The 20986-nt window shown below is 46.9% G+C and carries 28 protein-coding genes; all 28 read right to left on the bottom strand.

The window, feature by feature from the left end; translation table 11 throughout:
• A partial coding sequence (locus DXC51_RS25885) for a hypothetical protein (RefSeq protein ID WP_147332407.1) occupies positions 1 to 273 on the bottom strand: 273 nt, incomplete at its 3' end.
• Entirely contained in the window at positions 273 to 869 is a 597-nt protein-coding gene (locus DXC51_RS25880) for an Ig-like domain-containing protein (protein ID WP_117545718.1), read from the bottom strand. The genes DXC51_RS25880 and DXC51_RS25885, both read right to left, overlap by 1 nt.
• Before the next feature lie 15 nt (positions 870 to 884).
• Positions 885 to 1796, bottom strand: coding sequence for an Ig-like domain-containing protein (locus DXC51_RS25875; RefSeq protein WP_117545717.1), 912 nt, complete (start codon positions 1794 to 1796; stop codon positions 885 to 887).
• Position 1797: 1 nt separating this feature from the next.
• Positions 1798 to 1965 (bottom strand): hypothetical protein, encoded by a 168-nt coding sequence (locus tag DXC51_RS29725; protein ID WP_181970201.1) that lies wholly within the window; start codon positions 1963 to 1965, stop codon positions 1798 to 1800.
• A complete protein-coding gene (locus DXC51_RS25870; RefSeq protein ID WP_117545716.1) occupies positions 1965 to 3686 on the bottom strand; it encodes a hypothetical protein in 1722 nt (573 codons plus the stop codon). Before DXC51_RS25870 ends, DXC51_RS29725 begins: the two co-directional genes overlap by 1 nt.
• Positions 3683 to 4075, bottom strand: coding sequence for a hypothetical protein (locus DXC51_RS25865; protein WP_117545715.1), 393 nt, complete (start codon positions 4073 to 4075; stop codon positions 3683 to 3685). Before DXC51_RS25865 ends, DXC51_RS25870 begins: the two co-directional genes overlap by 4 nt.
• Positions 4076 to 4079: 4 nt before the next feature.
• On the bottom strand, positions 4080 to 7151 hold the full coding sequence (locus tag DXC51_RS25860; RefSeq protein ID WP_117545714.1) for a phage tail protein: 3072 nt from the start codon (positions 7149 to 7151) through the stop codon (positions 4080 to 4082).
• A 4-nt stretch (positions 7152 to 7155) separates the two neighbouring features.
• Entirely contained in the window at positions 7156 to 7788 is a 633-nt protein-coding gene (locus DXC51_RS25855) for a Gp15 family bacteriophage protein (RefSeq protein ID WP_117545713.1), read from the bottom strand.
• Entirely contained in the window at positions 7781 to 8257 is a 477-nt protein-coding gene (locus tag DXC51_RS25850) for a DUF6673 family protein (protein ID WP_117545712.1), read from the bottom strand. The genes DXC51_RS25855 and DXC51_RS25850 overlap by 8 nt, the downstream gene beginning before the upstream one ends.
• Positions 8258 to 8268: 11 nt before the next feature.
• The gene (locus DXC51_RS25845) at positions 8269 to 8760 is read right to left on the bottom strand and encodes a phage tail tube protein (protein WP_117545711.1); all 492 of its coding nucleotides are present in this window, start codon (positions 8758 to 8760) and stop codon (positions 8269 to 8271) included.
• Positions 8757 to 9170, bottom strand: a complete 414-nt coding sequence (locus tag DXC51_RS25840) for a hypothetical protein (RefSeq protein WP_117545710.1) — start codon at positions 9168 to 9170, stop codon at positions 8757 to 8759. Before DXC51_RS25840 ends, DXC51_RS25845 begins: the two co-directional genes overlap by 4 nt.
• The gene (locus DXC51_RS25835) at positions 9167 to 9586 is read right to left on the bottom strand and encodes a minor capsid protein (protein ID WP_117545709.1); all 420 of its coding nucleotides are present in this window, start codon (positions 9584 to 9586) and stop codon (positions 9167 to 9169) included. Before DXC51_RS25835 ends, DXC51_RS25840 begins: the two co-directional genes overlap by 4 nt.
• Complete coding sequence (locus DXC51_RS25830) at positions 9583 to 10023, bottom strand: DUF6751 family protein (protein ID WP_117545708.1); 441 nt, start codon at positions 10021 to 10023, stop codon at positions 9583 to 9585. The genes DXC51_RS25835 and DXC51_RS25830 overlap by 4 nt, the downstream gene beginning before the upstream one ends.
• 159 nt (positions 10024 to 10182) lie before the next feature.
• Positions 10183 to 10530, bottom strand: coding sequence for a head-tail connector protein (locus DXC51_RS25825; protein WP_117545707.1), 348 nt, complete (start codon positions 10528 to 10530; stop codon positions 10183 to 10185).
• 15 nt (positions 10531 to 10545) lie between these two features.
• Complete coding sequence (locus tag DXC51_RS25820; protein WP_117545706.1) at positions 10546 to 10740, bottom strand: hypothetical protein; 195 nt, start codon at positions 10738 to 10740, stop codon at positions 10546 to 10548.
• Positions 10741 to 10751: 11 nt separating this feature from the next.
• The gene (locus DXC51_RS25815) at positions 10752 to 11624 is read right to left on the bottom strand and encodes a hypothetical protein (protein WP_117545705.1); all 873 of its coding nucleotides are present in this window, start codon (positions 11622 to 11624) and stop codon (positions 10752 to 10754) included.
• Positions 11625 to 11644: 20 nt separating this feature from the next.
• Positions 11645 to 12241 (bottom strand): phage scaffolding protein, encoded by a 597-nt coding sequence (locus tag DXC51_RS25810; RefSeq protein ID WP_117545704.1) that lies wholly within the window; start codon positions 12239 to 12241, stop codon positions 11645 to 11647.
• A 111-nt stretch (positions 12242 to 12352) separates the two neighbouring features.
• Entirely contained in the window at positions 12353 to 13684 is a 1332-nt protein-coding gene (locus DXC51_RS25805; protein ID WP_117545703.1) for a phage minor capsid protein, read from the bottom strand.
• 3 nt (positions 13685 to 13687) lie between these two features.
• Positions 13688 to 15079 carry a phage portal protein gene (locus tag DXC51_RS25800; protein WP_117545702.1) on the bottom strand — a complete coding sequence of 464 codons (1392 nt, stop codon included), beginning with the start codon at positions 15077 to 15079 and terminating at the stop codon, positions 13688 to 13690.
• Positions 15080 to 15087: 8 nt separating this feature from the next.
• On the bottom strand, positions 15088 to 16440 hold the full coding sequence (locus DXC51_RS25795; RefSeq protein ID WP_117545701.1) for a phage terminase large subunit: 1353 nt from the start codon (positions 16438 to 16440) through the stop codon (positions 15088 to 15090).
• A 340-nt stretch (positions 16441 to 16780) separates the two neighbouring features.
• The gene (locus tag DXC51_RS25785) at positions 16781 to 17266 is read right to left on the bottom strand and encodes a hypothetical protein (protein ID WP_117545699.1); all 486 of its coding nucleotides are present in this window, start codon (positions 17264 to 17266) and stop codon (positions 16781 to 16783) included.
• 180 nt (positions 17267 to 17446) lie between these two features.
• The gene (locus DXC51_RS25780) at positions 17447 to 17869 is read right to left on the bottom strand and encodes an RNA polymerase subunit sigma-70 (RefSeq protein WP_117545698.1); all 423 of its coding nucleotides are present in this window, start codon (positions 17867 to 17869) and stop codon (positions 17447 to 17449) included.
• A gap of 16 nt (positions 17870 to 17885) precedes the next feature.
• Positions 17886 to 18902, bottom strand: coding sequence for a tyrosine-type recombinase/integrase (locus DXC51_RS25775; RefSeq protein WP_117545697.1), 1017 nt, complete (start codon positions 18900 to 18902; stop codon positions 17886 to 17888).
• 361 nt (positions 18903 to 19263) lie between these two features.
• Positions 19264 to 19440 carry an NrdR family transcriptional regulator gene (locus DXC51_RS30860; protein WP_442876665.1) on the bottom strand — a complete coding sequence of 59 codons (177 nt, stop codon included), beginning with the start codon at positions 19438 to 19440 and terminating at the stop codon, positions 19264 to 19266.
• A gap of 27 nt (positions 19441 to 19467) precedes the next feature.
• Positions 19468 to 19686, bottom strand: a complete 219-nt coding sequence (locus DXC51_RS25770; RefSeq protein WP_025491449.1) for a hypothetical protein — start codon at positions 19684 to 19686, stop codon at positions 19468 to 19470.
• A 24-nt stretch (positions 19687 to 19710) separates the two neighbouring features.
• A complete protein-coding gene (locus DXC51_RS25765; protein ID WP_147332406.1) occupies positions 19711 to 19932 on the bottom strand; it encodes a hypothetical protein in 222 nt (73 codons plus the stop codon).
• 182 nt (positions 19933 to 20114) lie between these two features.
• Positions 20115 to 20345 (bottom strand): hypothetical protein, encoded by a 231-nt coding sequence (locus DXC51_RS25755; RefSeq protein ID WP_117545694.1) that lies wholly within the window; start codon positions 20343 to 20345, stop codon positions 20115 to 20117.
• Positions 20342 to 20845 carry a RusA family crossover junction endodeoxyribonuclease gene (locus DXC51_RS25750; protein WP_320985704.1) on the bottom strand — a complete coding sequence of 168 codons (504 nt, stop codon included), beginning with the start codon at positions 20843 to 20845 and terminating at the stop codon, positions 20342 to 20344. Before DXC51_RS25750 ends, DXC51_RS25755 begins: the two co-directional genes overlap by 4 nt.
• Between the last annotated feature and the right edge of the window lie 141 nt (positions 20846 to 20986).

Raw genomic sequence — 20986 nt, 5'->3', positions numbered from 1 at the left:
ATCCATGCCCTTAATTGCGCCGCTGTCATTTAAGGCGTTTAAATTCTGATTTATCCCATCAGTTGTCTGCTTCACTTCGGTGAAACCGTCCTCGATACGCTGCTCCAGGTCATTCATGTTCTGGCTGGAAAAGGCATCACCCTCTTTACTTATTGTCCCTTCCGACCTTTCCACGTCACATATTATGGACTGTTCGGTGCTTATATTTGTCAGTTTCCGGCGACCAGCATATTCAACCATGCGGTCTGCCCATGTTTTTTTCTTAAATGCCATTAAATTAATCCTCCTTCTCCAGAATAGAACTCTCCAGCATAAGCATAGTTTTTCTTGTTCCCGACATAGATATCGAAACAATCTTTCTGGATCTGCTCTATATCATTAATTTTTTGATAACTGTTCAGGGGGCTTTCAGGGACCTGCGGTGTGGTAGTCCGATGCACATAGTCCCTAAGTTTCTGAACACCTTGCCGAATCCGCAGATAATCAGAAGCCCGCGGCAGCTCCCCAACCTGCCAGTCATATTTGGCCGGAATGATAAGAGCTGCCAACTCACCAATAGTATCGTTATTTTTCTCAATCCGATTTAAGTCCCGTGCATTCAAAAATCCTTTCTGATTCCGCTCCTGGATATCCTCCACCGTCCGGTCCGTCACAAACCATGGAAGGTCATACACCAGGGTAGTATCATATTCACTTCGGTTCCCAGCCGCGTCAATCATTTCTACCCATAGATGATAGGTGTTATCTTCCGTAGCCGGCGCATATCCATACCATTTCCCGTCCCGAGACTGGAAGGTTGTGGAGTCTCCATTTATGGTGCCTGCGACATACACAATGTCACTGGGCGCCGCAACAGCTATGTATGCCACATTCACCACTCCTTATTATTCAATTTCAAGTTCAATTTCTATGCTGCTGGACGCTGCTGCAGGATTAGGTGTTATCCTTACGCTCTTAATTTTCGGGACGCTGGTATCAATCTTAAAGTTGATGGTTACAGGCGTTGTAAGCCCTGCAGCATCCTTTGCAGTTACCACAAGTGTATTATTCCCTTCGGCGGCGGTGAGAGCTTTACTGAATGCACCATTTGTCACAGTTATGGCTCCAACATCCACTCCGTTAAGTTTCGCAGTTACAGTAACCGGACTGGATGTTGCGTCATTAGTTGTACCTGCAAGCGTGATAGACTTAGTATTTGTAATAAGTCCATTATTAGGGGATGTAATGTTCAACGAAGGAGGAACAGTATCTACCTTGATAGAAGCTGTAACAGCTGCCGCCGCGTTCCCGTCATTGTCTTGCGCATTGATGGTTATAGTATGATCCCCATTGGAAAGTGCCGTTTGCGGAGTGTAAACAAACTGATAACCGTTCGTAATTGCCGTTTTGACCATTCCTGTACTGGATTCATTGAATGTATTACCATCAATTTTCAGACTTACAGTCGATGTTTTTACGCCGGAACCATTTGCTTCATCAGTAACTTTAAAGGTAATGGGCTGCTTATTGTTGGTTACGCGCGCTCCATTTGTCGGCGTTACCAGTACAATCGTAGGTTTATTAATTTCATAAACCTGCAATTTCAAGCTATTACCTATTTCAGAATCTGATACATCATAGGTTACTACTGTGCCAGCATCATTTGTAATTTCTACTAATACAGGGTAGTATTTTTCAGTTCTATTAAAACTTGTAATTGCGGGAGCTGTTGGCTTACCTAACCAATTGCCGTTGGAATTTTTAGTGTAACTCGTCCAGACTCCATTTATTTGTGTCCTTACTTTCGTAATTGCCATATTATAAAATACCCACACTTTCTCCGGCTTTTAGCTCTTGACCGGAATAATATGTTGATTGCTGAAAAACGATTGGCACGTCCTCAGCATCGATAATTATTGTAAGCTTCTGATTTATTTCTGCCGGATTAGGAGTTATTGTAATACTGTTTAATTTAGGTTTATTCATCAAATATCACCCACACTTTCGTCTATATACAATTCCGTACCGGTATAGTAAAACTCGCTCGTGTACTTGTAATATCCCCGGAGCTGCGCTGTTGATATATACCCGCCAGTCAGGTCAGTTTTAATGCTCTCCAGGCCCGCAGCATAGCCGCCGCGGCCAACCAGTGTATTTTCCACTGACGCCCATTGTCCTGGCCGCTCCTGGGCTGCCAGATAACGGATATTAAGGATTAATGACAGCTGGTAATAATCCAAAATTGCCTGGGATATTATTTTTGCCTGACCGTAATTAAACAGCGTGCCGGTGAAACTTTTCGCCTTCGGGTTCTCCCCGGCTTTGAGTTGCGGAACGGAAGAGGATACCGTGATATCCTGCTTACTGTATTGCCGTCCATATATAGTAACGGCAGCTTCTTCCGAAAGCCGGAAGATAATGTAATTTGTTTTTGCCTCTACAACCTCCCCGGTGCTTACCCGAAGGGCTGACACAGGGCTGTTAAACTTCACTTCATTCAAGCCGGCGGGATAGGTAGTTTCCTTCACCAGTTCCTTCTCTTCTGCGCCCTCTGTGTACTCGGTAAACTTGATACTTACCTCACTGATGTAAGTATCTTGCTTAGTTGCTGTGGAAAACTTGCGGCTCCGGGGGATATCAGACTGTATTAGTCTCGAAGGTTTATATATCCACACATTGTCTCTGCGGGCGGTTTCTGCCACGGCGCCGCACGCGAAGAGGACTTCCCGAAGGGCTTTCCGGCGGGTCTGGATTTTAAGCCAGCCGTACAGCGGTGTTGCGGCCACATCCTCCGCCACCTCAAAAGGGATGTCGGTACCGGCAAAAATCTCCGCCAGTACATTCCCGGCCAGCTCCCCGTTATATACCCTGCCGTCCTTAAAGTCCGTATCATCCAGCAGGCCGATGTAATCTGTGGCCTCCATTTTTGCCAGGCTCTTTTCGCTGCCTGGCGTTGTCAGGAAGTAACGCCCCAAGAAGAGACGCTCTCCGTCCACAATTTCATAAGGTTCGATATGCTGCTTTTTTTGTAGCGCCTTGTGAAGCCCTTCGCTGTTCGCAAGGTTGAATTCATTTGCACGGTCGATAAACTGAAAAGTCAGCTTATTAATTTTTAATGTGTTTGAAATCGGATCCGTTTCCTCCACCAACGATGCAGTTTTGATGTCATTCTCATTCCAGGTGACCACAACTCCATAATCAATTCCCCATAACTTCACATACCGATAAGGCTTCGCTTTCTGGAATTCAACCTCCAGCCGGCCGTAGTTTTCTACAAGGTTCCGCGCGTAATAATCGCGGGAATCAGGCTGGAAGCTCTTGAGCGCTATCATATTTCCCGCCAAGTCATACCAACGTACTTGAAACTGTACGGGGATTTCCCCCACAAAGTGGAACGTAAGGCCTGTACTGGTGTGGTTTTCAGAAAATAATATGATAAGCACAGGATTTTTCTGAAAAAGGCCATTTTCATCTGATAATTCAGATGACCAGAAGGGGATTCCTTCTGGCTTATCTGGCAGCTCCGGCATAGTGCCGTCCAGAAGAAAATAATCCTGCTCCAGCGTCCCGTAATCTGAAAATGCGGTGTTGTCCCTGAGCAGAGACTCCACCGCAAAATTCTGATTATCCATCGTGGACGGAATGCTATCTTGTAATGCTGTTGTATCCTTAAGGTCATATATTACCTCAAAACTGGTTTTACTCATCCGGGTTTCCTCGCCGGGCTTTTCGCCGTAAATTTACATGTCAATGCTTTGAATCTAACCGTGTCTTCCAGAATTTTTTCAATTTCATCTGTCACCGAAGAAATATATCCGGTAAAGGTATAAGTCCCTCGTGAAGTCGGCAGCTTAAAGGTATGAAATGGTACGGGCTGAGTCAAATGTTCATATAGTTTCATGTACAGGTCAACATCATTTATGGTTCCAAAAGACATCGTATAATTGTAGTACACACCTATCAATTCCCGGTATAACTCTCCATCCTCTGTACGTTCGGCGGTTTTGTCTAAAAAAGGCGCCTCTCGTTTTATTGACACAAGAGGAACCATATACTCTTCTCCGTCAATAGAAATACCCTGTGTAAAGTCTTTCATACCATTAAACCCCCAGTACTTCAACGTCATACCCTTTGCGGTTCATAACTGATAACATATCCTCGACAATGGCCTCCCCGACATCCTGTCCATTAATCTGTAATACTATTTTTGTTTGCCCACCGCTGCCGAATCCCAACGCGGATAATTCCTCCCGCAGGCCTTGCCGGATAGTATCCAGCGGAGCTTCAATATTGGTATGACCTGGACCCTGGTCATTTATCCACGCCAGGAACGGATTCCCTCCCCGCAGGACGGCACCTGTTGCCAGTTTGGGGACGTCTGCTAGAACAGGACTAACAGCTGTTCTATAGACCGCGGTTCTTGCATAGCCGCCGTCACCGGTTGAGCTTCCGCCGCCACCGCCTCCGAAGAAGTCCTTAATTCCCTGTACTTTATTGAGTACCCATTCAATTTTTTCTCCGATCCAGTCGAGGAACTTTTGGAAGAATTCTCGGATGCTGTCTATTATGCTTTTTACATTATCCTTGAATGTTGTAAAGATTTTCTTTGCGCTGTCCCATGCACCTTTCCAATCCTTATCTATAAGTTTTCTAATTACATCAATAATTCCGACAAACATATCTTTTATCAAGTCACCGATTGCTTTTATCGCCTGCCAGAAGGCATCGAACATGTCTCCTGCGCTTTCCCAGAAGCCATTCCAAGCTGGCATGACCGTGTCATTGATAAATTCCATCAGGCCGTTTAAATCGGCCATAATCTCTTCCACCACTTTAATAATAACTTCAATTATTAATGAAATGGCTTCCGATAATATAGGAACTGCAAAGGATATGAACCACTCAACCAGCGGCTGCAGGAACAATTCCCAGAAGTTTTGTAGGTGGGTTGCTATCTGTCCAATAAATTCCACCACATTATTGACAAATGGCGTAATATATTGGGTCAGCAGTTCGGATATTTTCTGGGATATCCGGTCGATTATTGGTTGAATATTCCCATTCCATACGGTAAGGATTGTATTTACGATAGAGGTCAAACCCGCCGCTATGCTATCAAAAAACGGCTTAAAGTGCGCATCATATACCGCATTCAGGTTATCAAAAATACTATCTATGGAGGTTTTAAGCCCCTCCAGAATAGTTGCGGCTCCAGAAAGAAGCCCTTCCAATGCCGTCCGGAAGCCTTCCTGATTTTCCACAATCGGCTGGATCAGCATGTTCAGGATATCGCGTCCCAGTTTCAACGCGACTTCCAGCAGCCCCATTCCCGCATCGGCAAATACACCAATCAGTGCCGACACGAAACGGATACCACTTTCACTGGCAAATGCTTCAAAAATGTAGGCAATGCTCTGGAACAGCTCTGACAATAGGTTATTTATTTCCGTGCCAATGTTGAAAACGGATACCAGGAAATCCTTAATCCGTCCCGTATTGTTTTCCAGGTATTCACCCAGGCCGCCGACAAAAGCCGCTGCAATCGTCAGGCCTATACTTGCTATGGAGCCTACAAGGGAACCAAACATATATAGCAAAGACTTTGCCCAGGCATCCGCTGCGCTTCTTACAGCCGGGTCATTCCAGATATCCAACAGGGCTTCTTTTATCTGTTCCAATCCTTTTTTTATTGTTTCCAAACGCCCGCTGGGGTCCCCCAGACCATCCCAGAAACCATCTATGAAAGCGTTCTTCAATTCCTTCATGTAATCCAGAATCGGTTTTAGCTTGTCGCGTATTCCGTCAAGCCACCCCTTCACCTTTGGATCCACCGGCACATTTTCAAACATATCGGCAGCATTTTCTCCACCGCCCGATGAGTCCTGTTTCTGTAGTACGTCCAAGTCGTCAAATTTCGCCAAAGCTCCCGCTGCCTTTTTCGCAGCTCCGGCCGTCCCGCTGAGAGACTTATTGTAGGCATCCTGTACCTGCTTCGCACGTGTGAAAGTGCTCTTCCCGCCCAGTATTGCAATAAACTGAGCGACATAGGTCATTGCCCTGGATATGGTATTAATCAGCTGCACAAGCCATGGAATTACCGTCTGTACAATTGGTGCAAAGGCTGCCGCGAAGGAATTACCCAGAGTTGCCTGTGCATTTTTCAGCGACTGCACACTGTTGGCATAATTACCGGAATACTTCATCAGGTTTTCAAACCCTTTTTTCATTCCGGCCACCATTGCGTTAAAACCTTTTGATATCCAATTAAAAATAAGCAGAGAAAGCAGCAACCCCTTCATTCTGGATGCCATTGTGCCAAACATTGATTTTGTTTTCCTGGCACCGGTATTCATTTTATTGAAGGCCTTCTTCCCTTCTTCACCCACGTTTTTCAGGCCTGTAGAAAGGTCTTTCTGCTGTGCTTTGGCGCCAACCAACTGCGCCTTATATTCTTTTACCGCCTGTTCTGCTTTTTGCCACTCCACATAGGCGTCATCATATTCCTGATTGCCGAATCCCAACCCTCTGCTTTCCAGTTCCTGGAGCACGCCTCTGTAATGAGCCGCTTTATCTGAGAGGTTATCCCACTCTTCTTCCATCTGTTGGATTTTTGCAGTTGATTTATTGGCAATTCCGGCAAACAAAATAGGAATATCCTGAAAGCTCTGTTTAATAAAGGCCAGCATATTTTGAGCTGGTTTAAGTTGCTTTTCCATCCCCGTTGCTGGGGATTCTCCTAACCCATTCGCAGCGTCATTTGCCTTCCTGGTTTCTTCTGCTATAGTACGCATAGATTCCGCTGCCTTCTCTGCCACATCGGAAAGCCTGGTCTGTTCCTGATTTAGCTCTGCAGTATCCTGTACTGCCTCTTCAATAACATTTCCATTCCAGTCAAATGTAGTTCCATCAGCCAGATGGATTTTTGTATTCTTAAAAGCATCATCCAGATTCTGTGCTTCTGATGCTGCCTTTCTTGTCTTATCTGCAAGACTCTCCATACCAGCGGCCGCATGCTGTGCAGTATCCGCAGTGTCTTTATTTAATGTTACCTGGTCAAGCGCCTTCCCTGTTTCTTCTGCCTTTTTCTCTGTAGCTTCCAGGTCGGCTTCCAGTTTTACAACTTCACTGTTGTCAATCTTTGTTTTTACACGGATTTCTGCGTCATATGCCATATTATCACCCCAATCCTGCCAGCCGCCTGAAATCTTCTACTGCTGCAATATCTTCGTCTGTTTCTTTTTCTGCTTTTTTCTTTCCAATTTCATACCGCTTCTTTGCCTGCCGATAGAAAGCTTTTTCCTTTGGATCCATCTTCCCTTCCAGTTTTTTTGCACGGATATCTGCAATCCGTGTAAATGCACAGTCATCCAGTGTTGTCAGCAGTCCCATGAATACCCAAAAATGGAGGCTATTTTCTTCATAGACCGGAATCAACTTTTTATCCTCCAGCTGATAACCAACGCAATGTTTTCCAAGGTCATTTAGATCAATCCCGTACTGTTTCCGGAAAGCGCTATAAATACGCCACTGATCCATATCCCAGTCCATGACCGGATCCTCGTTCTTTTCGCCGGTATCCTGATTGTCCGTATTCCAGCCCCCCATGAACCAGACAATTCCGTCAAGAGCTTCCTGCACTGTTTCCGGAGGATCTAAAAAGAGAAGGTCCGATGCAAGCTGAACCTTCTCACTTTCTGAAATTTCCGTATCTTCCATTAACTGCATAATCTGTATGCCGTTCTGGAATGCGGGGTCAATTCGATGACCGTTCCATTCCTCAGGCAGCGGATCCAGAAGAACGTTATACATCACTGCCGGGCAGGGTCTTACGCTTTGTAGAGGCAGCACCCTTACGGCTACGGTTGTACTTCAATGACAGATTCTTATTGCGCTCTTTTCCAAGCTCTTCAATCACCGGAGTGAGCTGCTCTAAAAAGTCCATAATCAGCAGGTCGTCCGGCACCACGTTCCCGAATACCTTCCGGCAGCATCCTTCCCCGAAAAGCACGTCCAGGCGCTGGCAGCACTCCTGATAGGTTTGCGTCCGCTTCCTCATAACCTCGCGTACGACTTCCATATCTTCCAATGTATCTGCTTTATGGGTATCCCCATACTGTTTCAGTTCCTTTTCTTTATCACCAACCCATACAAGCAGGTCAGCGAAGCGATCAAAAAAAGTGCTGTCATTGACAGACACTTCAATGTATTCTCCTTCATCGTTTACTTTGATTTTCCGCAGGCCATTGTCCACCTGCAGCTCTCTGAAAAATTCTCCCATCGTTTGCCTCCTTAATTACCTTCAGACATTTCGCCTTCTGTAAATGTTTTTGTTTTTACATTGAAAGTTCCCTTCACTGCAGATCCTTTTCCACTTAATTTCACGGAATTGACTACGTTGCCGCCAGCATCACCGCCAGTATTATTTACCGTAACAGCACAGTTGCGCTTATATGCGGTATAAATTCCTTCGCTTATTTTATCCTTTAAGCGGAAGCGAACATAAGATGTTGTCGCCAGTGTACCAGTTGGAAGTTCATCCACCATTTTGTCAATCCAAGCCTGTGCATCATCATCCACGCAGTCCTGTTTTTCTACTTCAACGGAAGGTGTATATGACTTTACATTCGAATCCCCGTTTTCCTGATTTATCCACTGGTTTGTTTCCTCATCCGGATTCATTTCTTCTGTCAGGGAACTGATACCATTCCCCAGCAGCGCCCAAGTGGGGGAGCCGCTTCCCATTGAGGTATCTACATAATGCAGTAACTCATGTCTTTTCATGTTTCATTCTCCTTTACATATTCATATTCAATCGCTATTGTCATCTGATATACAGCATTGGAATTATCCGTCACATTTATATAGAAGGGAGTGGAAACGCTGATTCCAGTGCATCTATAGCCATCGAGAACAGGATACTGTTTTTCTCTGTTTTTCTGACTTATCCATTCTGCAATTCCCTGTCCCCAGGCATTATTGGCAATGCGCTCCTGTTCGCTTTTCGCATCCAGGCGCGCCATCAGCTGATAATAGTTGGTATGTATCTCCACACCATTGATATAATACTTTACATTCTCCTGAGGAGCCTTCATCAGGCTATAGGATACTGTCCGGCTCTCCAGCTTGTCTACGCCGATCCGTTCCTTTTCGTATCCACCCAGAAAATTTATAATACCCTCAATTACTGTCACTTCTTTACCGCCTTTCTGGCTGCATCCTCTACAGCCTCTATGCCGCCCTCTTGCATAGAACGATCAACCCAGTGACTGCCCCTCCGGGGCGCTCCCTGGTACTGCAATTTCCTGTCCGTGGGAACCTTCGTTCCATTTTTCTTCGCCCATGTACTCCCTGTCTCAGGGTCAATATATACAATTCCCTCATGAACGAAATGGGCATATGGGGTTTTCCATACCACTTCTCCGCTTCCAATTACGGTATTTTCAATCCCGCTGCGGATTAATCCCGTACCACTTGCCCCGCCTGCAATATCCATCGGCACATAAGGCTCGCAGACATCCAGTACAGTCTGGTCTACCATTTGCTGCACTGCTCCGCCTTCTTCCAGTCCCAGGGATTTCAGGCATGCTTGAGCGTCAAAATTTTTCACTTTGCCACCACCTTGATATGTTTAAGACGGGGTCTGTTCCGGTTGTCGGCTACCGCAGTCACGTCAAAAGCCAGGTAATCCTTGCGCAGCTGGGATACTCCATAGTCGGCATTGACCTCCTGCGCAACCTCCCCGCATACCACTACGTCCATACCGTTGCGCGGGTCCAGCGTCCAGTAATCTCCCGCCTGTTCCTCCGGCAGCGCAGAGTATTCTTGAGGAGTCAGGAAGGGCTTATTTGCCTCATATATCCATTGGAAATTTACAGTAATAGATTCTTCCGGCTCATCCGTAAACACGCCGTCTGCTGCCGTCACACGCCGCTTTCCGTGCCTCCATTGCACCCCATGAACCACAGTTCTATACCAGTGTTCCCCGTCAGGTTCCCGCCTGTAATTGTATACAGTCATTACGTCCGTAAAGAATCCCATTCCCATATCAACCACCCTCAATAAAATCTGTTTTTTCCTTACAACGATAACACCACATAGTTTTTATGTGACCGGCGGCCCTGTTCTTCCTGGCACGTCTGGGAATCGTCATTACTGCCCCACATTCACTGCAGACTAAATCTTTGTATACCATTTTCCCCTTTCTCATAGCGCCCCCATCAGTCCAGTGCCGGACAGCCAAACAAAGCATTCACACCGCAAGGTTTCTTCTACCTGAGCCGGCGTCACCTGCTCATAGGTTTCCGAATATCCATCATTACTGACGGATTTCACATTGCTGCCGGCTCCGGCCTCTTCCAGTTCTGCCTGCCGGTTCAGCAGGTTCGCCACGCAGGCCTTTACCTGGTCCATCTTGTAGCCGGCGGCATCCCGCGCCCGATTATGGGTCAGGATATCCACCTTCATTTCAGCTGCCGGCCGGCGCCGTTCAAACTCCTGCTGTGTCAGCTGAGGAAAATGGGAGTTATACCACTCCCAATCTATGTAAGCCATATAACTCCCTCCTTATCATTTTGCTGGTGTCGCCTCCGGCACCTTCTCTGCAGAAGCCATTTCCAACTCTGAAATCCGGTAACGGAGAACTTCAACTTCTGCCTGCAGTTCCTTGTTAGCTGTTACCAGCTCCTTATTTTCCTTCCGCAGCTTGCTGTCTGATTCTTTGGCAGCCTTTTTCCCTGCGCCCATTCCAATCATTGTACTCATAGCTGTCCTCCTTATGCTTTGTGACTCAGATAGATACCGGCCACTTTATTTTTGTACACATCCACCAGCCCGTATTTACGGTACTTTACGATATCCGCATCGGCGTCCGGGTTCGCGGAAGCAGGAATAATGTTGGAAGCCACATGCTTATCATGCTTGATGATAGCGGGCTTATGGATGATCATGAAGTTGATGTCTTTTCCTGCCTCTGCCTTTTTGTAATGCCCGGCCTCTTCTCCTACTGTTCTACCATCCAGCAGGTCGATTGCCGTGTAAAAGCGGCCCTGAGGCACCGGCTTCTTAATAGCAAAACGTGCCAGGATTTCTTTGGATTTATAAGTGTCCATCATCATGAGAGCATTCAGCAGATTAGAGGTGGCATACAGAATCCTGCCTTCCTCGGGAACCTCATCATTATCCATTTTGTTTTTGGCTTCCAGCAATTCATTCAGGAAGGCTTCTGCATCCGCCAGCGTCTTTGCTTCACCTTTAGATATTCCATCAATTCCTGCCAGTGTAGCAAATGTAAACGCATCCGCTTCCGGTGCTACCTTTGTCCGCATCAGCTCCGCGCCGGCCATCCCAAATGCAATGTTATAAGTTTCCTGGTTGTCCATGACGTCAACAGACAGTTTTGCACCACGGTCATAATTGTACTCTGTGGATACCCATTTCAGGTCTACGGTCCCCTGTGTATATCCGCTATTGCGGTCATAATCTCCCAGGCCGGTTACTGCAATCTGGGGATATACAATCTCCCTTGCATTGGCACCTGCACGCGCCATTGCAGGATCGCCTGTCAGGTCGGATGTTACAGACTCTCTCTGGTACACCTCATCCAGGAGGGGTACAAAATTCTTTGCTAAAACAATATTGTTTGACATGCTTTTTCTCCTTTTCTTCTTTACTCAGTTTTTACCGGGGGAAGCCCCATTGCAGCACGCATGACTGCATCATCGGTTCCACCAGATTTTTGTTTCACTGATCCAATAACATCACCAATTTCAGCCGCTTCGTCAGCCTCGCCGAAGAGCATCTTGCTGTCCTCTGCTTCCGTCAGTGCCTTGATAGCCGCGCCAACGTCATCCTTCTGATTTTTAGATGTTTTCAAGGCATCCACATCCAGCAGAGCACGGATAGCTTTTGCATTCTTGCCTTTTGCTCCATGGATGCTTTCAGTCAGCAGGTCATCAAAATCACGGTCAGCCAGTTTCTGCTGGAACTCTGTTTCCTTTGTTTGCAGGTCAGTTTCCAAATCCGTAATCTTCTGCTGCAGGCCGGTGACGTCTACGCCTTCAAACTTTTTCAGATCCTCTTTCAGACTGTTGATTGTTGTCTCACTGGCAGACGCTTTCTGCTCTGCGGTTTCCAGTTTCTCTTTCTGGGCTTCATAGTCCTTTACGGTCCTATAGTTTTCCAGGACCGCCTTCTCAAAGTCTTTCTTTTTGTCCTCAGGAACTTCAAACCCAAATTCTTTCATCAGTTCAAAAATGTTTTTCATGTAGTTTCTCCTCCTAAAATAATTTGTGAATCGGGCTTTCCCCGATCCGGGAATTTATGTATAAAAAGAACCGGTGCGCATTAACATCGGTTCCTCTTAAGACATCAAATTTTATTTTACAGCCTTAGTTCGTTCCTCCTGAAAAGATTTCCATGCCTGGGTTTTAGTCAGGTCTGTGGTTCCGCTTTCCACGCGCAGACGTTCCGGTTTCTGCCGCACCTCGCAGATATCGCAGAAGGAGTTATACTCCTTCGTTTTCTGCCGGATTTTTGCTTTTACAGCTGCAGCATCTTCCCCCAGTTTTTCCAGCGCTTCCTTCTCCCGCTTAAGCGCCCGGATTTCTCTCTCCCGTCGGCGCATCCCTTGCAGCACATCATAGTAGGAATATGTCCGGCCATTAATCTCTTTGTCCTCCGGCTCTGGGTCGTACTTCACCGGGGTACTGACTCCCTCGAAAAAGGGGTGATGGTTATGCCTGCAGTTGACACCGTGCAGTCCCTCTATATCCCCGGTCCCATCCTGAACGCTGTATCCGGTACATTCCTGCAAGTCATTTATTTCCATACCTATCCGCTTTTCTTCCTCCGGATGCAGCTGGCCGTCTATACTGTAAACCTTTCCCTGCCACTCCTTATGATTCTTGATTCCTTCTCCTTTATCGCGGGCGCCCCAGTGCGCGGATACCTGCACCATGGTAACGCCTGTTTTCTGGATGTTGGAATTGCATACCTGTGCCGCCAGCTGACCAGCCGCCGTATTAAGGCACATCCGGGAAGCCGTGTCCAACTGATAGCTCCGGCCGCTATCATAATCAATGGTACGCAGGCCACTTCTGGCAAGGTCCTGTATCACTTCTCTGACACACTGTTCTCTTGTCACCGCGCCGCTGGATGCCTTGACTAGCGCCTTGTCCAGTTCCTTCTGGTACACTTCTTTCACCGATTCCATGCCAGATGCAGTACGGAAGCCTGTTGTCCGGGTGAGGTTCTTAAGCGTTCCCCGTGTTTGGTCTTTCATGGCCTGGGTAATCTGCTTGAGGCTGCCGTCCTCTTCCAGGTTCACGCCTGCAGAATCCCACAGACTGATATCGTCCGCCCAGGACATATCTCCAGCACCATCGATTACCTCACCTGCTGCTTCCTGTGCCTTACCCGTTATCTCTGCAAGCTTTGCAGCAACTTCGCGCTTAAAGGCCAGTGTGTTTTCTTCCACCTGCCGCTGGAACGCCTTATCCGCCCGCAGGATACGCATCACTTCCGCCCGGATACGCGCCGGGCTGTATCCCATCTTCTGCAGCGCTTCCACTTCCAGCTCTGCGGTCCTGGTATACATCATCGTATTTTTTATACGCTGCGCTACATCCGTAATCACCCAGGCTTCCAAGTTCTGGAAGAGCGGAGCCAGGGCACCAGATAACACATCCAGCTGCTCATCACTCAACATTGTTTAATCCTCCGGTTCATCCCCGGAATCCGGGTCCATCTGCCCTTCCGCCAGGTAAGCCCGCGCCTGTTTCTCATCACAGTTCAGACGTTCCATGATATATCTTATGCGAAAGATTGGGATATCCGAAAAAGAGACAGCATCGGAGCGCATCTGCTCCAATTCTGCTTCCTTGTTGGTTATGTAGGAATCGTCAAATTCCACATTTACTTCTGCCTCGATATCCCAGCTGCCACCCTGGAAGGTATTAGCGAACCACAGTACTGCCCGTACTATGTCCTGTATGTACCGGATAGCTTCCTGCCGCTGCCGATTCAGCTCCTGCATCATATCCTGACGCTCACCGGCGTATTCCGTGGCCGTTTTGATCTGGCCATTTTCAAAACTGTATTTTTTCGTACCATATCCAAACATGAGGGAAAGCAGTGAAAGCGCCAGTTCAAAAGTTTTCGTAATCTGGTCAACCCGAATTTCCGGATTGTATTCATGATACAATTCTTTATCATCCGGAAGCTTTTTCCCCAGAAGAACAAACAACTTTTTAACTTGTTCGTTCGGGGTGATCGCCCTTCCATTATCGTCAAATTTGCACAGTATCTCATTAATCAGTACCAGTTTATCCGCCTTGTCCAAGTCCCCGAAGAGGACATTGAAACACAGGTCCAGAATTTTCAGAATGGGAATGGCATTGTAGAGCTTCGGCAGGCCATACCCTTCCATGTCATCCAGATTATTGACCTCAGCGTTGCGCATCACCGCAAACGGCTTCACGTCTCCCAGTTTCAGGATGACGGTGCGGTCTTCCTGAATATTTCCATGTTCGTCAAAATAGGCTGTCTCTGCTGAGTACAGCCCGTTTTCATCATGGGTGAATAGCACCAGCGTAGTAACTTTCTTTCCCTTTTCCAGGCCGCTCCCAGAGAAGGCAGCCTCTGTTACTATGTCATCCACCACGGTCAGCGGTACAAAGCATTCAGCTTCCACATAATTCAGCCGTATCTGGCCGCCCTGGACCTTGCCGGACTTCATGATTGTTGCTTTGTCCAGGCGCACGTAGCAGGCCACGGTCCCGTCAGCTGCCGTTTTCTCCAGCTGCTTTCGGTACTGGGTCTGAAACTCGCTGGCGTTCAAAACATCTTTGACAAAATCACTTTGTCCCTTGTTTCCGGAATTAATCTCCAATATTTCACACAGGTTCGCGTCATCTGAGCAGCAGCGCTTCCCGAAGTTCAGCTGCAGAAGGTTATACGGCACGTTCTGAACCGTGTGACGCTTATGGAACTCGGGAATCATCCGGTTGGCATACCAATCATCACAGGAGCGGATAAGACTCAGCGCTTCCGAATTGGTCCGATATCCTTTTTTTAGTAAATATGTTTGCACGCAATTTTCCATATCTGCCCCTATCTATCTAAATCAATATATTTCACAAAATCCAGCCAGGAATAACAGAATCCGTCCCACCAGTCATTGCAGTTGCCTATATTCTTGTCCTCCGGCTGGTCCGGATGCTCATCATCCCAGCGCAACTTCTGAATGGCCGCAATCAGCATTGTGCAGCGCCGGTTGATAAGAAGACGCCCGGTGCTGAACAGCAGGTCAACCGTTTTAGGCCGCTCGGATATCTCATTTTTTTTGCATCCGGCAATATTCCGCCAGGGAAGCCCCGCCTCTTTTGCGGCGCTCCGAAGGCTGTTAATCATTGTTGTGCTGGCACTGTCCGGGAATACCCAGTCCACATCACCATACTGGTCAATAATCCGGCTGTAGAACACTACGAACTTATCACAAATACACTTGCTGTCTACCTCCTGCGTCACCGGCAGGTGGTCTTCTTCCAGAGGAAGCAGCGTGTGATATTTTATAAATCCTGTAGCAACATAGGTTGTCATAGAGCCGTTGCCACCGAAGTCAATGCCAATTGTTATCATATCCAGCCACTTCTTCCGGCCGTCCCTCTGTGCCTGCTTGATACGTACTGCAAACCATTCCTGCATCTGCGCATCCGTGTAAAGATATGGTTCGGGGTTATCCGCAAAGTAGCGGAAGATAATCCCCTCCGCCACGGCTCTGTGCCCCAGGATATCACGCTCATACCAAACAGTCCCCTTGCGGTATGTCTTAAGCACAGCGCGAAGCTGGTCGTCAGATATGCTGTAGTTGTCAGCAATCGTGAAAAGGCCGTAATTATATCCGTATCCCGGGTCCGCTTCCTGCATTTCCTTGTGATAGTTCAGTATTTCTGTGTAATACCAGTGCTCTTCTTCCTTCGGGTTAAGGTCATGGAATATTTTCCTGTCCGCACTGGATAACGTTCGGTCGAATACTTCTTTCAGGAACTTCGGATGACATTCGTTGGCTTCGGTAACGTAGGCCATGCCGTAGGTGTTACCCTTGATAAGCTTCTCATCGCCATCCTTACCGCCACCGGATACAAGAATAATCTTCTCTCCGGTTGGAGTCTGAACATACACACAATCACGGTCTTTGTACTTTCCTTCCCGGCAGCGTCCCTCAAAATAATTGAGCAGGCCGTAGCCGTCACAGTCCAGGATATTAAGCTTTGCTGTTGCATTGGACACGCCGGATACCAGATGCAGCTTGTTCGGGTGATTTTCCATGAGCATACAAAAAATAAGCGTCTGCAAAACGTTCTTCCCGCCACGCTTCCCACCTTCGGCCACATTGAACCAGCTATCGAAGCACCGGTATAAGTAATCCTCCTGCCGCTGGCTGAAAGGAGCTGGAATGTTCATTCTGCATCACCTCAACAGTTATTTCGACAGTGATATGCCCTCCAATTGGGGAAGAACATACCGCAGGGAAGGCCTGCCTTGATTAACGGTTTAACAATCTTCCACCGTTTCCGCGGTTCTAATCTTGTAATACTCCGGAATCCCGCTTTGACAGTATCCACAACCATATCAACGACTTTTCTTATAGTCTGATATATTTTTTGTAGTCTATCAGACAGAGTCTGGAATATTTTCTGCAGCATACTGTACAGCTTGTACATCATGCGTTTATGCTCAATAATCCGCATCCCTGTTGATTCAATAGCGATTCTATCTTTCTCCTCGTAACAAAGTACCATAACTATTCCTCCTCGTAATCTTCTATGTTCCGGTTCGGGCGGCTGCGTTTCAGGACATCAGCCAGCGTTTCCATGTTCTGAATCACTGAATTTTCTGTATCCTTTTCTTTTGCCTGTTTTTCCTTCAACGTCTCCGCCTGTGCCTTCTCTCGCTCTGTTTTAGCGGCCTGTTCGGCATCGTCCTTCTCTGTCCTGTCAGACTGCCCTGCATACTTCGCAATGGCCTCGTAGGCCTTCACATCGCCCGCCAGGGCCTTCTTAACCATCGCCATGTTAACGGCAGCCTCCAGGGTACTATCAAGCCCCAGAGCCTGCAGGATAGGCGTCCACTCAGGACTATCTATTTCAGCAGTGAGAAGCATGTTCAGCGTCTTGCGGAAGTCAGCTTTCCGCCTCCGGGCCACCCCAGATGCTTTTCCGCCGGCTCTACCGCGCTCCCTTGCTTCGCTCTCGGTTCGTACTGGTTTTAAATTTTGTACATTTGCCATCACCTCACCTTCCTATCTGGCAATTTTATATTTGACGCAAAAAGACACCCAGCAGTCGTCTCGGCAGCCAGGTGTCTCTTGTAAGGGATACTTTTATGGGAGGGAAAGAAGCTCTTTTCACTTCTCTCAGTCTATACTATAACATTTAAAAAACGGAAAATGTGGAAAAAACGGAAAAACTTATGCTGCTTTCATAAAATTCTCAAATTCCTTCCTTACACTATCCGCCGTGGCTTTCCCTTTCATAAATACGGCCACTTCCTCCCATGTTTTCTTCTGGAAGAACTTAAACCGGATGATCCGCTGCATCCTGGCCGGTACAGTCAGCATCCATTCTTCTACCAGGCGTTTTTTCTCCTCTGCCACGGTCTTACGTTCTTCCAGAAGCTTTTCCTCCATTCTGAGCTGCGTATCCTCTGTGTACGTGAAAGTTGTCCCCTGAATCTTGAAGTGTTGCTCCTGATAGGGAAATTCAGGGTTGCTTCCTTTCACGTTAGTCTGTATGACCGTTTTCTTTTTACGCTGTAACCGCTGGATATCCTGCTCCGTCTCTTTGATTAACTCGCAGGCGTCAATATAATCCTGCAGAATCTGTTTATCCATTAACTTTCTTTACCTCCTATACTGCGGCCACGTAGGACCGGAAAATATTTATAATATAATCATCACTTTTATAAGTGTAATATTGATTAGCTGTATTCTGATCAACGTGCCCCAGATAGTCCCCTGCCTTTTCAGAATCCCCACCACGCTTGATTATGTTGGTGGCGGTGGTCTTGCGAATAAGATGAGGGTACACGTTGATATCCATTTTTGCCCGTGCTGCAATACTCTTAACTGCACTGTATATTCCGGTACGTTTTAAAGCATTATGTGTTCCCCGGGCAATAAATAAAGGCTCCCGACTGCTCTGATTGATACCTCTCTCCTGGAGGTATTTAAGCAGATACTCCTTTGCCACACGGTCGATACATACCAGCCGATATCTGTCCGTTTTATGGCCGAAAATCACAATCTTGCCATCATACCAATCAACGTCACAGACTCGGACCGCCGGCACCTCGCCGTCACGCATGGCCGTGCATCTTAAAAACTCCAACAAAGCCCGATCTCTGGTACTATTACATCCGGTCTTAAGCTGCTCCCACTGCTCCGGCTCCAAATGCTCTATGGGTTTTCTCGTTTCTTTGAATCTATCGATATTTTCGCATGGATTTTCCGTGATTAATTTCACTTTCCTCATCCAGGTGAAGAAAGCAGAAATAAATCGTTTGCAGTTATTAATTGTTCGGCTGGTATTTCCCTTTTTCCGATATTTCATGAGGAAATATTCTACATCGTTTTCCGTGACCTGCGTTAATGGTTTATGAACCATATCGATCAACAGATTAATATGCCGTAAGTACTGCTCCGCCGTCCGTTCTGACAGCTTCGGAGCCTTCTTTGTCTGAAACAGCTCAATAATATAATCGTTGGTCATATCCTGTGTTGCCAGAGCTGTCTGCTCTTCTATAACTTCGACTCCATAAAACGCCTGCGTCAATACGTCCTGCAGAATGGACATTACCTGTGCGGTAAGATGTACGCGCATTGCCATAAGCACATCGTTAATAACCTGCTCTTTCCTCGTCATCATATAAATGCCTCCCTTATCTTGCTTAAGAGGCCCCAGAATGGTATAATACTCTTAAGCTATCAAGCGGTGGGTGTCATCTTGGCGGGTGTCCCACCGCTATTTTCATGTTCTACTATTTCCAGAAAATGGAATTTTTTTATTGACCTCGCGCGCATGAGGTGATACAATAAATTTGCAATTCGAACATGAGTTCTGTATTCGATAAGGGTGGCGGCCCTGGATACAGGACTCATTTTTTTGTCCTGTATCCAGAATTTTTTATTAATCCAGCATCTGGTCCTCGTACCGCAGCCCGATGCAAGCGGCCACAGCCAGTATGTACCCCGCTGCGATAATGCAGCAGCCTATAACTACAATCGTTTTAATAATCATCTTTGCGCTCCTTTATTCTTACTTCTGCTGTATTCCACCTGCAGCCGCAGGTCAGGCACTGCCGGCGCCGGACCACCCGCTTGAGGCTCGGCCGGAACCGGATGTCAATAACTCTACTGTCGGTGCTACCACAGGAAGGACACTGGCAACCTTCCGCATATTTCATAAGGCACCTTCTTTCCCCCGTTAAATTTCAGTTTAACTCAGCATTATGAATTTTTTCTTTAAGTGTTGTCTTCCACGAAAGCATAGCATTTACACTAACATTAACCAGCGTTTCTAAATTACTGTTCAGGCCAACTTCGTCAGCTATTCGTTCTCTGGCTTCTGGGGAAAGTAGGCAGAATTTCTGTAAATTCTTCACTTCATTATCAATATGTTCAATCTGTCTCATGGCATCTAATACTTTCACTTTATACCTCCTTTAAATCCTCATTTAAAAGTTTTTAGGATATACAATATCTCTGCATCGCTCATATAGTCCTGGGTAATCATGTGGATTAAAATTAAATCCATATACATCATAGAAACAGTCATTGCTCATTCGGAACCAATCACAGCCCAAATCCACCAGACCATATCCGTCTATATGTCCGTCAGACCACACAACCTGCAAGGTTTCCATTATAGGTGTTATACTTTTTATATATTTCATCATTGCCCCTCCCTTAAAAACCATCATGTAAAATTTCCATGACCTCCTGTATGCAATCCTCGCAGTAATCTCTGCTCATTTCCTCTGCGTATGGCTGTGTTACAAGAATATCCCTACTCTCTGTATCAATAACCTGAGGATATATCATATAGCAGTTCGCAGATTGTATTTCACGACCACAGCGGTCACATATTGTTTTCTGTATCTTCATGGCTTCTCCTTTCATAAAACGCTTGTGCTGCCCGGAAGATATCCCGGTACAGCATTTCAACGTCTGGCCCGTGCTTTCGGTACTTTACCAGCAACTCTTCCCCGCGGGCCTTGAACTGTTCCCATTCAGCATCCGTGAGCTTCCGGAACTCATACTTCCGTGCCAGGTGCCACACATCGGTAAACAATTCCCATACTATCTTCATGGCAGCTCCTCAATCCGGATATAGATCCCAGGCACTTCCGCCCAGAACTTTTCTGTAATCTCCCGGCAGACCAGCGCGTCATCCGTCCAGAACTGCGCATCCGTCATACAGTCTTTCAGGAGCTTCTGCAGGTTGTCGGTATCCGGCTTTGTGCTCCGGTACACTCCATTCCCATGCTTGCCCCGCGGGAAGCACCACTTTGTCACAAGCTCCACCGGCTTCGTATACATCTGTTCCGGCCGGTGTTGTACAAGATGGGCTTTTAGTTTCGCCCTGGCAGCTTGCAGTTCTGCGGGTTCGTAAAGTATCGGTTTGCCATTTACCACATGCACCTGCTTTTCCTGATGGGTTACTGTGGGGGGATCCATTGCCATAAAGAACTGTATTATTGACCTCTGTTCCAATGGGCAGGCATAATTCTTATCAATTGCTGGCATGACGCATCCCATATCTTCATCCCAACAGTCACATGTATAACACAGATTAATCTCATGTTTCATATACTTTACCTCTCTAAATTTTTAACGTATGAAATTCTTTTGTTTTTTTGAAATTCGCCTTGTCACGGGGAGGGGGAAGGGAACGGGCGGGCTTATGCGGTAGCCCGTCCTTTCCTACCCCCGTGACCACGCATGGCGGGG

The organism is Eisenbergiella massiliensis (assembly GCF_003435485.1).
The sequence above is the reverse complement of the archived record's forward strand: the minus strand, read 5'-3'. Positions and strand labels throughout refer to the sequence as shown.

What these genes read in the sequence shown, in the direction of transcription:
- DXC51_RS25875 (WP_117545717.1), bottom strand. Translation starts at nt 1,796, where the DNA reads ATGGCAATTACGAAAGTAAGGACACAAATAAATGGAGTCTGGACGAGT.
- DXC51_RS29725 (WP_181970201.1), bottom strand. Translation starts at nt 1,965, where the DNA reads ATGAATAAACCTAAATTAAACAGTATTACAATAACTCCTAATCCGGCA.
- DXC51_RS25870 (WP_117545716.1), bottom strand. Translation starts at nt 3,686, where the DNA reads ATGAGTAAAACCAGTTTTGAGGTAATATATGACCTTAAGGATACAACA.
- DXC51_RS25865 (WP_117545715.1), bottom strand. Translation starts at nt 4,075, where the DNA reads ATGAAAGACTTTACACAGGGTATTTCTATTGACGGAGAAGAGTATATG.
- DXC51_RS25860 (WP_117545714.1), bottom strand. Translation starts at nt 7,151, where the DNA reads ATGGCATATGACGCAGAAATCCGTGTAAAAACAAAGATTGACAACAGT.
- DXC51_RS25855 (WP_117545713.1), bottom strand. Translation starts at nt 7,788, where the DNA reads ATGTATAACGTTCTTCTGGATCCGCTGCCTGAGGAATGGAACGGTCAT.
- DXC51_RS25850 (WP_117545712.1), bottom strand. Translation starts at nt 8,257, where the DNA reads ATGGGAGAATTTTTCAGAGAGCTGCAGGTGGACAATGGCCTGCGGAAA.
- DXC51_RS25845 (WP_117545711.1), bottom strand. Translation starts at nt 8,760, where the DNA reads ATGAAAAGACATGAGTTACTGCATTATGTAGATACCTCAATGGGAAGC.
- DXC51_RS25830 (WP_117545708.1), bottom strand. Translation starts at nt 10,023, where the DNA reads ATGGGAATGGGATTCTTTACGGACGTAATGACTGTATACAATTACAGG.
- DXC51_RS25825 (WP_117545707.1), bottom strand. Translation starts at nt 10,530, where the DNA reads ATGGCTTACATAGATTGGGAGTGGTATAACTCCCATTTTCCTCAGCTG.
- DXC51_RS25820 (WP_117545706.1), bottom strand. Translation starts at nt 10,740, where the DNA reads ATGAGTACAATGATTGGAATGGGCGCAGGGAAAAAGGCTGCCAAAGAA.
- DXC51_RS25815 (WP_117545705.1), bottom strand. Translation starts at nt 11,624, where the DNA reads ATGTCAAACAATATTGTTTTAGCAAAGAATTTTGTACCCCTCCTGGAT.
- DXC51_RS25810 (WP_117545704.1), bottom strand. Translation starts at nt 12,241, where the DNA reads ATGAAAAACATTTTTGAACTGATGAAAGAATTTGGGTTTGAAGTTCCT.
- DXC51_RS25805 (WP_117545703.1), bottom strand. Translation starts at nt 13,684, where the DNA reads ATGTTGAGTGATGAGCAGCTGGATGTGTTATCTGGTGCCCTGGCTCCG.
- DXC51_RS25800 (WP_117545702.1), bottom strand. Translation starts at nt 15,079, where the DNA reads ATGGAAAATTGCGTGCAAACATATTTACTAAAAAAAGGATATCGGACC.
- DXC51_RS25795 (WP_117545701.1), bottom strand. Translation starts at nt 16,440, where the DNA reads ATGAACATTCCAGCTCCTTTCAGCCAGCGGCAGGAGGATTACTTATAC.
- DXC51_RS25785 (WP_117545699.1), bottom strand. Translation starts at nt 17,266, where the DNA reads ATGGCAAATGTACAAAATTTAAAACCAGTACGAACCGAGAGCGAAGCA.
- DXC51_RS25780 (WP_117545698.1), bottom strand. Translation starts at nt 17,869, where the DNA reads ATGGATAAACAGATTCTGCAGGATTATATTGACGCCTGCGAGTTAATC.
- DXC51_RS25775 (WP_117545697.1), bottom strand. Translation starts at nt 18,902, where the DNA reads ATGATGACGAGGAAAGAGCAGGTTATTAACGATGTGCTTATGGCAATG.
- DXC51_RS30860 (WP_442876665.1), bottom strand. Translation starts at nt 19,440, where the DNA reads ATGAAATATGCGGAAGGTTGCCAGTGTCCTTCCTGTGGTAGCACCGAC.
- DXC51_RS25765 (WP_147332406.1), bottom strand. Translation starts at nt 19,932, where the DNA reads ATGATGAAATATATAAAAAGTATAACACCTATAATGGAAACCTTGCAG.
- DXC51_RS25755 (WP_117545694.1), bottom strand. Translation starts at nt 20,345, where the DNA reads ATGAAGATAGTATGGGAATTGTTTACCGATGTGTGGCACCTGGCACGG.
- DXC51_RS25750 (WP_320985704.1), bottom strand. Translation starts at nt 20,845, where the DNA reads ATGAAACATGAGATTAATCTGTGTTATACATGTGACTGTTGGGATGAA.